General features: G+C 41.3%; 9 protein-coding genes. 1 reads left to right on the forward strand and 8 read right to left on the reverse strand.

The window, feature by feature from the left end:
- Positions 1–14 precede the first annotated feature (14 nt).
- The 7 genes from I6J02_RS07540 to I6J02_RS07570 form a co-directional block, all read right to left on the reverse strand.
- Positions 15–1,220 carry a glycosidase gene (locus I6J02_RS07540; RefSeq protein WP_317191828.1) on the reverse strand — a complete coding sequence of 402 codons (1,206 nt, stop codon included), beginning with the start codon at positions 1,218–1,220 and terminating at the stop codon, positions 15–17.
- 14 nt (positions 1,221–1,234) lie between these two features.
- Entirely contained in the window at positions 1,235–3,052 is a 1,818-nt protein-coding gene (locus tag I6J02_RS07545) for an aryl-sulfate sulfotransferase (RefSeq protein ID WP_201681126.1), read from the reverse strand.
- Positions 3,053–3,124: 72 nt separating this feature from the next.
- Positions 3,125–4,750 carry a RagB/SusD family nutrient uptake outer membrane protein gene (locus tag I6J02_RS07550; protein WP_201681127.1) on the reverse strand — a complete coding sequence of 542 codons (1,626 nt, stop codon included), beginning with the start codon at positions 4,748–4,750 and terminating at the stop codon, positions 3,125–3,127.
- Positions 4,751–4,767: 17 nt separating this feature from the next.
- Positions 4,768–7,785, reverse strand: a complete 3,018-nt coding sequence (locus tag I6J02_RS07555) for a SusC/RagA family TonB-linked outer membrane protein (protein WP_201681128.1) — start codon at positions 7,783–7,785, stop codon at positions 4,768–4,770.
- 430 nt (positions 7,786–8,215) lie between these two features.
- Complete coding sequence (locus tag I6J02_RS07560) at positions 8,216–9,085, reverse strand: AraC family transcriptional regulator (RefSeq protein WP_201681129.1); 870 nt, start codon at positions 9,083–9,085, stop codon at positions 8,216–8,218.
- Positions 9,086–9,246: 161 nt separating this feature from the next.
- Positions 9,247–11,403 (reverse strand): peptidase domain-containing ABC transporter, encoded by a 2,157-nt coding sequence (locus tag I6J02_RS07565; protein ID WP_201681130.1) that lies wholly within the window; start codon positions 11,401–11,403, stop codon positions 9,247–9,249.
- A 56-nt stretch (positions 11,404–11,459) separates the two neighbouring features.
- Complete coding sequence (locus I6J02_RS07570; protein WP_201681131.1) at positions 11,460–11,648, reverse strand: hypothetical protein; 189 nt, start codon at positions 11,646–11,648, stop codon at positions 11,460–11,462.
- A gap of 164 nt (positions 11,649–11,812) precedes the next feature.
- On the opposite strand from I6J02_RS07570, the gene I6J02_RS07575 reads away from it, so the two are divergent.
- Positions 11,813–12,475, forward strand: a complete 663-nt coding sequence (locus I6J02_RS07575; protein ID WP_201681132.1) for a rhomboid family intramembrane serine protease — start codon at positions 11,813–11,815, stop codon at positions 12,473–12,475.
- Between the two features lie 6 nt (positions 12,476–12,481).
- Here the strand turns inward: I6J02_RS07575 and I6J02_RS07580 are convergent, their stop codons facing one another.
- Positions 12,482–12,631: a molybdenum ABC transporter substrate-binding protein gene (locus tag I6J02_RS07580; protein ID WP_201681133.1), complete on the reverse strand. Its 150-nt coding sequence runs from the start codon at positions 12,629–12,631 to the stop codon at positions 12,482–12,484.
- Positions 12,632–12,794: the final 163 nt, after the last annotated feature.

Here is a 12,794-nt window from a genome sequence, read left to right on the forward strand (position 1 = left end):
ATATACTCATCTTTTTATTGATGCTGTTGGTTGTATATATTGTTTCTGTCAATGAGTTCGTTAATTTTTTTTAAAGATTCTATGGTTCTTAAACCGTCTTGCGGCGTGTGAAGACAATAATCCAGTAATTGGTCTATCGAAGAAACGGCTACATGCATGCGGGTATCACTGGATGCGTAATAAATATAAACGGTTCCGTTTTCATCGGCAATCCAGCCATTGGAAAACAGCACATTAGATACGTCACCAATCCGCTCACCCTGTTCCGGAGCCATGAAATAGCCTGCCGGCTCGGCGATCAGTATATCCGGATTGATCAGATCAGTCAGGTACAGATAGAGTACATATCGTAGCCCGGCTGCGGTATGTCGTACACCATGTGCCAGGTGCAGCCAGCCTTCAGCAGTCTTAAGCGGAGAAGGTCCTTCTCCGTTTTTAACCTCTTTGATGGTATGATAATGACGCTTATTAATGATTATCTCGTTTTGAATTACGGCGTGGCGGATATCATCTGTGAGTGCCCAACCAATTCCGCCTCCGTTTCTGGCCAGAATAAAATCATCCTGAGGGCGTGTATACAGGGCATATTTGCCATTTACGAATTCAGGATGTAAGACGACATTACGTTGCTGGCTGTCAGACTTGATATTGGAAAGTCTTTCCCAATGTGTAAAATCTTTTGTCCGGATAATGCCTGCTGAAGCGATAGCAGATGACAAATCTCCCGGAGAAGCTTTCGGATCATGCCTTTCACTACAAAAAACGCCATAAATCCACCCGTCTTCATGGGCTGTCAGGCGTATATCATAAACATTTGTCTCCTGTTCATCATTATCAGGAAAAGATAAAGGACGCTCCCAGAATCGAAAATTATCAATCCCATTGGGACTTTCGGCTATAGCAAAGAAGGATTTTCTGTCGACCCCTTCTACACGAACAAGGAGAAGATAGCTGCCCTTCCATTTGATTGCTCCGGCATTTAATGTAGAATTGACCGGGATTCGTTCTAAAAAATGTGGGTTTGTTTCGGGATTAAGGTCATATCTCCAGTTTAACGGAATATGATGTTTGCTGATAACCGGATATTTATAGCGATTTATAATCCCATTGAAATCCGATTGAGGCATGTTGGTTCTCGTCAGTAACTCCTCGTGTCTGTCAAAAAGTAATGTTTTTCGCTGGTTAAAAAAGTGTCCCCTCATGTTGTTCTGCTGGCTCATGTTTGATCAATAGGTTATAGGTTGTCCGGATACATGGGAAGGCGTGTTACCCTGTGAAAAGCGGTGTAGCTAGGGGAGCTGATCTCCAGTTCATAAATGACTTCCTTGGTTTTACCATCGATTTCAATAATATGGCCTCCGTAGCCTTTGTTGGTTACCGTTCCCATGCCGGGACAGAATAATATATTTCCGGTTTGGGATAGGTATTGTACTCCTGAAAGAGCCTGTGAAAAAGTTCTTCTTCCTCTGTTTTGTCCATATGCCCACACCTGTTGTACAGTTTTTTTGCCTTCATCGACCGCATATTCTACTACACGGCTGTAGCTTTCATCGGAACTTAGATCATTGGGTTTAAAATGGCGGTTGTAGCCATTATCAAAAACAAGGATATTGCCGTTTGGCATTACTACAGGGGTATGGGGCCCCCATGGCCAGTCAAAATCAGGATGAGCGACTTCTCCGGAGATGATCCGGGAATCTGTAATCGGCTGTCCCTGCTTATCAACAGGCTGTAAGAGATAAGACTGATAGTTTGCTCCCCATCCTTTGTGTGGTGAAATAATCCATTTCAGTTTATGAGATGGATTAAAGCTGGTAATCCCCTGATAACGTAAGGTTGCCAGAAGATCATTACCCCGCTCCGTAATAGAGTTGTTATGTGCCCAGTTGGTTGGGGTCTGTGCGAATGGTGGAGGAGTATTTTCATCCCCTTTGTCATAGCGCGAACTGTCCAGCATACTGACAAGATCCCATTCATTTACCAGATTTCCTGAGCTAGGATTAAGTTCAATAATATGATCGTTTATTCTAGGTTTACCATTATTCAGACGCGCACTTGATTTTGTTACTGTGACAAGAAAGTTGCCGTTTTTGGCCTCTGATACTTCATGATGGAAAGTGTATCCTAATTTCTTGAGATCCCACTGCCGGACAAGTTTTCCGAACATATCCAATTCAACAATTCGGTTTTGATACATATCTCCTGACAGAAAATTCCCGTTTTTAAGTCTCTTCAGACCAATAGAGGCACCTAAAGACTGCAGATCCGGAGACTTTTTGAGCAACAATATCCATCGGATCTCTCCATCGGCATCCAACATATAGGGACAGGAAGTATCCAGTTCGCTCTCTCCCGGATAACTTACCAGATTCAATCCGGGTTCCATTCGGACTCTTTGAGCAGTGATGATTTCAAAAGCGGGGAAAGAACTTATATCAAGAGGTTTTGTTTGGATCGATATAGAAGTACGGCCACGTTCAAGACCATCTTTGTCCGTGAATACAAGTTCTACTTTATTATTAAAATTGGCATACAGTCCGAATACCGGTATTTGCTGTCTTGGAGTTTGTGCCTGCAGTAAGTGTGTAATTGTGCCTTGTTCTCCGGATTTACCTTTCACGATGACTTTGATCCTGCCTGCTGCCGGTAATAGTACATCTACCATAGCCGCGAGCGGATTATATCCTGAAGGATCTAAAACGATATCCTTCACAATGAAGTCAAGTTTATCTCCTTTTGAGGGGATAGCGATGGACTGGTGATCCGTAAATGTGATTTGTGTAGACCATAGTTCAGGACTTTCTTTGATATCTCTGACATTAGATACAGGCACACTGATCTCTCCTGTCTCAAAATGAAAAACATAATATTCAGCACCCTTTGTATATTTTTGGAGAAGAACTCCTTTATCAATCATGGCTTGAAGAGCTGCACGAAAGGGAAGGTCGGCACTTGTTGCTTCGACCTTGTCATCCTTACAACGTACGTAAAGCAAAAGGATAAGGAACAATACCAGTGTATGGAATCCCCTCCTTAAAAATTGTCCAGGCATAATGTTTTGTGATAAAAGACAGGGAACATTTTGCTGTCCCCTGTCTGGTTTTATGAATTGCATTAGTAGTTCTTATCTCCAAAGCGGATGTTGCTGGATCGCAGTATTTGTATTCATCTCTCCCTGTGGTATTGGCAGATAATAATGCCTGGCCTGAAAATTCTCTGCACCTTGTTTTTTGTTGGTAACGAGGATCTGTTTCATCTGTTCGTAAGGATACCACCGTTTCAGATCAAAAAAACGGTGACCTTCGAAGAAGAATTCCAGTTCGTTCTGATGGATCATTTCATTCCATAATTCATCAGCATTAGCCCAGGTTTTTGATGCCAGTCCGGCACGGCTTCGGATACGTGTAAGATCCGCTGCAGCATCGCCCAGTTTACCCGTTTTGATACAGGCTTCAGCGTGTAACAGCAGCACCTCAGCAAAGCGCATTACACGAAGGTTATTATTTTGATTTTGTTGATTGTACATGCTGTTTGCATCGGCTTCATTTTTATAAAAGTTGGTAAACTTTTTAATTAAGAACCGCCCTTTTACAGCATTTATAGTTGGAAAATCGGGTTCTCCGCGAAGGCGTTTGGTTGCAGAAGCTTCCCATATTTTGTCAAATGACATATTTCCAAACCATGCACCATCCGGAACAGTCGACTCAAAGTCCGAATGCTTCCAGAAAAGGCTGGTATACATCCGTTTGTCAAATCGGGAGCTTGATCCTGCAGGACGCTCTTCTGCTGTGAAGCTTTTAACAATGGAGGCTGTTGGCATCCACTTAAACCATCCTCCGGTTCCCTGCGGGCCTACAAAATTGGCAATCACAAAACCCTGCGTACTGGTAGATTCTTCAGATCCCCAGGAACCACTGCCGAAACTACCGTCATAGATAAGTTCAAATATGGATTCTTTGTTCAGTTCCTTATATTCGGTAAAATTGTCTTCAAAGTTTTCAACCAGATCGTAGCTATACGGAGCTTTCATAATGGTGGCCAGCTCCGTTTCCGCTTCCGGATAACGCTTCATAAAAAGATAAGCCTTTCCCAGGTAAGCAATGGCAGCGCCTTTCGTCACACGTCCTGCTTCTGCAGCCGGTCTTGTGACAGGCAGATATTCTTTTGCGGTCTTGAAATCTTCTGTAACCTGTTTCCAGACTTCTTCCTCCGGAGAAGATTTTTTCATAATCTCATCAGAACTCTCACCTGCAGGGAGCAAGCGTATCGGAACATCCCCAAAGTTGCTGGCGAGTAGAAAATAAGCATAGCCTCTCAGGAAGCTGGCTTCTGCATACAGCTCGTTTATCTTATTTTCACTCATGGGAACATTCCGGATATTTTTGAGGACGACGTTTGCTCTGTTGATACAATTGTATAATCTTCCAAAATCGCTCTCTGCGGTATTTGCTGTATTGGTATAGGTCGCCGGTTCCCAGTTTAGAATTTCTTCACCCAGGATGAACCAGACATCATCGGCCCTGTTCATGGTATGCCATCCTGTATATCCGCCAAAATATCCGTACATCTGTCCCCGTATTGGCGAATAAACAGTTGCTAAAGCAGCCTGAGCATTGGCTTCAGAAGTCCAGAATGTTTCTTCCACAGCCTGGTTTGGATTGACCAGATCTAAAAAGTCTGATTTACAGCTGGATAGAGATAGTGTGACTATCGCAGCAAATGATATATTTTTTAATATAGTGGTTTTCATGTTTTACTTTTTAAATGTTAGAAATTCGCTTGCAGCCCCATCATAATTGTTCTGGCCAATGGGAATCGTCCATGGTCTGTACCTCTGGACATTGTGCTTGAGCCACCTCCGTTCTGATCGTCATTTTGTCCAAGGTCAGGTGTATATCCTTTGTATTTGGTCGATGTGAAAAGATTGTCTGCTGCAGCGAAGAGACGGAGATTTTTGAACTTTGCTTTGCTTACCCACTGTGTATTGAAAGTATATCCGATTTCCAGTGTTTTGAGTCTGAAGAAAGAACCGCTTTCTAACCAACGGTCACTGACTCTCCGGCTGTTTTTATTTTTATCCTCCTGTGTAAAACGAGGGACATCCGTATCTCTGTTCTGTTCTGTCCATGCATTTTCTACATTAGAACCGAAGTTGGTAAATTCATTCATGGACTCCATACGTGCCCGGGTATAGTTGTATATTTTATTTCCCGCCATACCGTCGAAAAATATGCCCAGATCAATTCCTTTAAAGGAAACGTTTCCTCTGATCCCATAGTTGAAATCCGGAAACGGACTTCCTGCATATTGCCGGTCATCATCCGTGATTTTGCCGTCTCCGTTGAAATCTACAAAACGGATATCTCCCGGTTTTGCATCCGGCTGAATAAGCTGACCATTCTGAGCGGTATGTGCCTTTACTTCTTCTTCAGATTGAAACAGTCCATTGGTTTTAATCAGATAGAAAGCCCCGATAGGATCACCCACCTTTGCCCAGGTGATTGTGCCTTCTCCCTGAGGATTATAACCCCCAAATTCCTGAGTAGAGCCAACCGTTACAGCCTTGACTTTGTTTTTTACTGTTGATGCATTTACAGCAATGTTATAATGAACTTCACCAACGTTATTTTTATGATTTAACAGGAGTTCAAAACCTTTATTCTGGATTACTCCTGCATTCATGGTAGGGCTTCCGTTCATTCCCGCAGAACTTGGCATAGCGATGCTGAGCAACACATCATTCGTCTCCTGGACATAATAATCTGCATTTAAGCCAAACTTGCCATTCAGAATGCTTACATCCAATCCCACATTACTCGTTTTGGTTTCTTCCCATGTCAGGTTTTTTGGAGAAACCCATGTAACCCCGGTGTTGCTACCCATCCACCAGGTTCCTCCCTGAATGTAATTGATTCCGCTGGAACTGATATTTTGTGTCGCATAATTTCCGATTTCCTGATTGCCAAGAATCCCGTAGCTGGCCCGAAGTTTTAATTCACTGATTTTGTTTTTAGCCTGAGCAAAGAAGCTTTCGTTCATGATATTCCAACCGACGGATACCGACGGGAATACGCCGTACCTGTGGCCATCTGCAAATCTGGAGGAGCCGTCTCTTCGTACAGAAGCTGTCAACATATAGCGGGAATCATAACTATACATTGCACGTGCAAACTGGGAAAGCAACGCATATTCCTGTAGCTGACCAGATGTTGTCTGTTGCGTTGTGGAGCCTGCACCTATAGAATTTGTTCCGAATGGGATATCACTACGGCCGGCACCAAATCCGCGATTCGAATTTTTCTGAGAAGAATATCCCAATAGTGCGGATATAGTATGCTTTTCAAAAGTATTGTCGTAGTGTAGAGTATGCTCCAGCAACCATTGGTTTTCAAAAAATGCCGATTCATTTAGTTTAGATTGTACTGCTCCGGATCCGAAATCATAAGGAGCATTATAGGCATAGTTGCGTCCATTGTCTTTGTTATAACCGAAGTTGAGTTTATATTTCAGTCCTTTCAGCCACAGATCGACTTCTGCATAGGCATTGAATAGTATTTCTGTGCTATGTACTTCGTTATCAAACAGACGGGAAGCGCCTACGGGATTGTCCATGTTTTTCATCCACGGAGAAATACCTGCATATCCGCCCAGCTGGTCTGCATCATATACAGGCATCAGAGGATTCTGACGGAGAGCATCTGTAATCGTTAATCTGTTGATATCTTTATTAGATGTTTTCAATAATAAGGTATTGCCTAATCTGAAATTGTCATTGAAAAAAGAAAAGGTGTTTTTAGACCGGATATTGAACGCATCATAACCTGAATTGATCAGAATCCCTTCCTGATTCATATATCCGGCAGATAAGCTATACGTGGCCTGTTGGGACCCGCCCGTAATACCAACATTAGCTTTGGTTACAGGAGCAGTTCTGTATACTTCATTCTGCCAATTGGTTCCCGCACCCTGATAGTCTACCGCTTCCTGCGGGAGATAGCCTGATTGTTTCATTATACTTTTCCACTGTTGCGCATCCAGCACGCCCAGTTTTTTGGTAATCTGCTGTACTCCTGAATAGAAATTTACATTGATGGTAGGGGCCATCTCCTTTTTACCGCTTTTGGTGGTAATGAGTACCACGCCATTTGCGGCTCTTGAACCATAGATGGCTGCTGCGGATGCATCTTTGAGGACCTCCAGAGAAGCAATATCTGCCGGGTCTACCATATTGATATCTCCGTATACACCATCAATGACATACAACGGGGTATTTGCCCCTAAGGAACTAAGTCCCCGGACATTGATACTCATGCCTGAACCGGGCTGGCCTCCTGTATTCGATACCGTTACTCCGGCAATTCTGCCCTGCAAAGCTCCACTGGCACTTTTTGCAACATCAGCCTGCAGATCTTTGCCTGTAACGGAAGCGACAGCACCTGTCAGGTCACGTCTTTTGACGGTTCCGTATCCGACCACAACGACTTCATCCAGCTGATTGTCGTCATCTAATGTAATCTGTAGAAAAGATGCATCTGAAATTGTATGCTCAGATTTTTGCATTCCTACATATGAAAACTGGAGTATTTTACCCTGAGCGATACTGATCGTAAAATTCCCGTCAATATCTGTTTTGGTTCCTTCAGAACTACCCTTTACGGCGACTGTAGCTCCGATTACCGGTTTGTTTTCCTTGTCTCTGACTGTTCCTTTGACAGTGATAGCCTGTTGCGCCCAAGCATATAGACTACAGACTCCAAGCAGGAGTATTAAAATAATTCTTCTCATACGGTTTATAATTTTCTGGGTTGATGGTTGTATCTTCCTGAACGAGCGTTGGATTCACTGATGTCTGATGTATATGCATTAGTGTATCCGGATTGTTTTTGGAATTTGTCCGGAGCTAAACTACAGGAAAACATATTCCGTAAATTGAACTCTTGCTTCAATCGGATTGAACTTTTTAATCTTTATTTGGGGCGGATATGCTAAAAGAGGAGAAGGAAGATCTTCTCTGTCAGGAAAATTAGTTTCTATACCTGCTGATTTTTATTGTACTCAAAAAATCTGAATTTATCTTAATTATCTGTTAAATAGGTTTTTAAGTGTTATTTTGTCTGTTTGCAGTTGTACAATTAGCTCAATTTTATTGAACTATTCACTCTTAAGGGAAGATCAGAGAAAGGAATGGAAAAATATAGTGAACTTCTGAAACCATTTAAATAATCAACTGTTGATTTTTACTGTTGTCTCTAAACTCGGCAGGCGTAATGCCTTTTGCTTTTTTAAAGACCCTGTAGAAATACGAAATACTGTTAAAACCACAAAGGCTGACCACCTCGGATATAGGGGTCGCATCCTTAAGTTTTCGCATAGCCATATTTATTCTGAAATCCAGCAGGTAATCTGTAAAATTCATTGCTGTATTGCATTTGATAAAACGGGCAAAAGTGGATCTGCTCATGTTTAATGCATCTGCAGCCTCAGGAAGCCGGATTACTTCTGCAATATTAGTAGATACATAGTTTTGAAGTTTGTGTAGTAAAATCTCATTCTTTGTCATTTCTATGGTAGTTTCACTGGAGAGTTCCCGAAGGTCGTCTCCTTTTGACAATTCATAGAGAAGAATAAACAACTTCATAACGGCATAAAATCCATCCTTTTCCATTGTTATGATCCGCAGTAACGGGAGTACTTTTTCTATAGTGGCGGCACCAAAATGAACTCCTTTCGAGGCACGTGAGAACAACTGCTGGATGCTCTGAAATTGTTTCTTATCCAGACATTGTTCGATTAATGAGGGATGAAACTGGATGGTAATCTCATGAATATTGGTGGATGTACAATCTCCGTCTTTCCAGGCATGTTTGAGTTCCGGATTGGCAATTAATACCAGATCTTTCTCTCCGATATTCTCTACAGAATCTCCAATAATACGCAACGCTCCGGATGCCCCTTCCACATAATTGATCTCATATTCGGGATGAATATGTACTGGAAATGTGAACGAGGATTTTCTGCGGTCAAATACGACAAAACAATCTTGCTCAGACAATGGCGATTTTTCTCTATAAATATCGGAAAGCATACCTCAGTATTATTTGGTTGATCAATTCCAAATCTAACGATTTTGGTTTTTGTTTTAATTGTTTTTTTACTGATCAGGATTTAGGAAAGATGCGGGCATACGCTCAACTTATCAACGTTTGAAATAACTTTGAACACCTTGCATGTACATGTTCTTTAATTTTAGATGGATAAGCTTTGTTTTTGCCACATCGATCGGTATATGCTATCTTTTGTGAGGAGTTGATGGTGGCTTCCTTCTTCCATTAATTTGCCCTCTTTGAGCACCATTATGCTGTCTGCATGGGCAACCGTACTGAGGCGGTGGGCGATAACAATCATCGTCTTACCCTGCGCTTTGAACTGTGCCAGCGTTTGTTGAATCAGGAGTTCTGACTCGGTGTCTAGCGAGGATGTGGCTTCATCCAAAATAAGGATTTCCGGATCTTTATAGAGGGCTCTTGCTATAGCGATTCGTTGTTTTTGGCCGCCGGATAATACGGTCCCGTTTTCACCCAGATGTGTTTCAAAACCCTCGGGTAATTTTTCAATAAAAGGCCGGATACCTAATGCTGTCGTAATATCAAGAATACGACTAAAGTCGGGAGAGTCTTCTCCAAGGGCAATATTTTCAATAACATTTCCCGAAAAGAGGTCTACCTGCTGTGGAACGACAGAAATAAGGTTTCGAAGGGAGTGCTTACTGATGTTTCTGATATTGGTGGAGCCAATGGATATTTTTCCGCTATTGGTCGGATAGATATGCTGGATCAGTGCTGCCAGCGTTGTTTTGCCGGAACCGCTCTCTCCCACAACAGCCGTAGTCTGTCCCTTTTTGAATGTGCAGGAAAAATCCTTGAAAACACGGGCACGTGATCCATAGCTAAAAGATACATCTTCCAGTTTAATATCACCTGTCGAATCCCGGGACAAATCTGTTTTTCCTGTTAATTCTTCCTGCTCCAGATCCATTATTTCGAATAATCTGTCTGCTGCAATGAGAGCGTTCTGTATAGCTTTGTTTGTGCCGATAAGTTGCGATACAGGACCGGTAAAGTAGCCAATCAATGCATAGAACGATAATAATTCTCCGGCCGTAATGGAGCGGTCTATTACATACCTAGCTCCTGCCCATAAGAGTATAATGGTAAATAATTTCGACAAAAAATCTGAAGCATTTGTAGAAAACAGGGTATTCATTACTGAAGTGTTGATGGTGCCGAGCAACTTCCTGAAACTGTTGTCGATCTTCTTATTGGCATAACTCTCTACTCCAAACTGTTTGATGGTGCTGATAGCATGTAAGGATTCAACCAGATGGGATTCCAGATCGGCTGCTTCTTCCATCATTCTTCGCTCCACCATCTTATTTAGTTTATTGGAAACCCAGTAGATAAAGATATACAGAGGAATAACCAACATGACAATAAGGGCCAGCTTCCAGTAATAAGTAAACATCAGCGTAAACGAAAAGACGATAATAAATACGTTCACAATGATCTGAATGGATACATCGTTGATAAAGGTTCTTATTTTGACCGCGTCATTCACCCGTGAAATAATTTCACCGACTTTCATGGTGTCAAAAAAACGCTGAGGCAACTGCAGTAAATGTTTATAATATCCCAGAATCAGATACCGATCTATGCGTTGTCCGGTCTTTAGTACCATAATGCTTTTCATCGAGCCTATAAAAAGTTGAAATACCAGAATTACAATCATGATTACGGAGAGCAGATTGAGTAAACGGAGGTTTCCGTCAACAAGCACCTCATCCGTTATTTTCTGTATATAAATGGACATGGAAAGACCAAGTATCGTGTATAACAGTGCGCCCAGCAGTGCCGGTATGATCATGGTCTTATGTGGCTTGATCAGATTCCAGAATCGGGTATAATTACTGATTTTCTCCTTCTTTTGCCGGAAAAATTCATTAGGTTCCATCAGGATAAGAACTCCTGTCCATAGTTCTGTAAATTCCTGGATGCTGAATTGTTCCATTTTTCCATGAGCAGGGTTCATGATACAGACCTTGTCTTTACTCACTTCATAAATGACGACATAATGATGCAGTTTGTTTTTTAGAATAAGATGGGCAATAGCAGGAAGGGGTATCCCGGAAAGAGACTGCACAGTTGCTTTAACCCCTTTGGCGTTGAAACCCATGGTCTGTAGTCCCTGTATCATGCCCAGAACATTGGTCCCCTGACTATCGGTGTAACAGATCTGCCTGATCCTGGCTAAAGGAAGTTCCAATCCAAAATGAGCCCCTGCAGATGCCAGACATGCTGCTCCGCAGTCTTTGATATCATGTTGTTTTACAAGACGGTTTTTTTTCATGGATGATTCTATAGCAGATATGGGATAATGGGTCTAAGCTTTATGTGCGGACTGTGTCAGATAATTGCAGAAGAAATAAGAAGGACTGTATCATACCTCTTCATTTTTTCGTTGTACTGCTGAAGCCGTATATCAGCAATTAACTCTTTATCTACCGGAGAGTGTACAGTGGAATCTTTATTTGCAGGGAGAGGGATTTCTTCTGCAGATACTGATGCCGGAATGTAGAGAAACGGTATCGCCATAAATATGAAAAGTAAAAATATAATCACAGCAGGTATTTAATGTTCTTTTTGGGAAAAATCATAAGTGTCAGGTTTGTAGGTCAATATACGAAAAGAAAATTTTTGTTCAATTGACCGTGATTATATTATGAAAAAAACAATACATTCGTTTACACATTCTACATATGCCGGCAATATTTGATATATTACCTACTCCTGCAGAGTCACCATGGTCATATACTTTGGTACCTGTTATTATTATCTGCAGCATTATCGGATTTTACTATAAACCGTTTTTTTATAAACTGCTCCTGCACCCGTATGAAATATGCCGGGGCAAAAGGTGGCATACCTTATTTACCTCGGCATTGATTCACAGAAGCTGGATACATCTTCTGGTCAATGTGGTACTGATTTATGCGCTTTTATACGATCTGTTTGGATTGATAAAGCAAGAATATGGGACGACAGCAGCATATTTACTTTCTGTTTTGATAATTATATGCTTAGTTATCATCCCAAATCTTTTTCAAACCTATATCAAAAAAGATGACTTTACATATACAGCTGTTGGTGCTTCCGGATTAACGTTTGGCTTATATGGATTCAGCTTTTTATACTATCCTCTTCAAAAAATGAGTAGTTTCTGGATAGAAGCAATAAAAGTAAGCGCACAATTTTGGTTAGCGGTACTTATTGTGATTCTATTGCTGAGCTTCGTTCCTAAAAGTAAAGTTAATAAGGGGCTGCATATTTTTGCTTTTTTGTTAGGATCAGTTTTGGCATTTTGTGTCAGACCACCGGCTTTTATTGAATTTATAAATTCATTTAAATCAATTTTTCAATAGATATTCCTATTGGAAAAGCCATTTGGAAATGATATCCCACAGATCTTCCTGTTTAGGATCATTTCTGGATCCACCATTGATATTGATTTGCTCCTCTAGTGTTAATTCTTTTAATTCAACTGGAGTTTCTGTTGTTTTTTTTTCTAAATTGTTCATAGCATTTTGGGTTATTTAATATTTAAACCAAAGCTAGATCTAGATCAGAGGAGCTACCACAACCCAGAGTTGTATGTTATAACTTAGCGTTGTAATTGAAGTTTTTCTTATAACCGTAGGTTATAATTTTTTATATTATTATATTTATAGCAGAATTAATTGG

This window comes from Sphingobacterium spiritivorum, from assembly GCF_016725325.1.
Classification (GTDB): domain Bacteria; phylum Bacteroidota; class Bacteroidia; order Sphingobacteriales; family Sphingobacteriaceae; genus Sphingobacterium.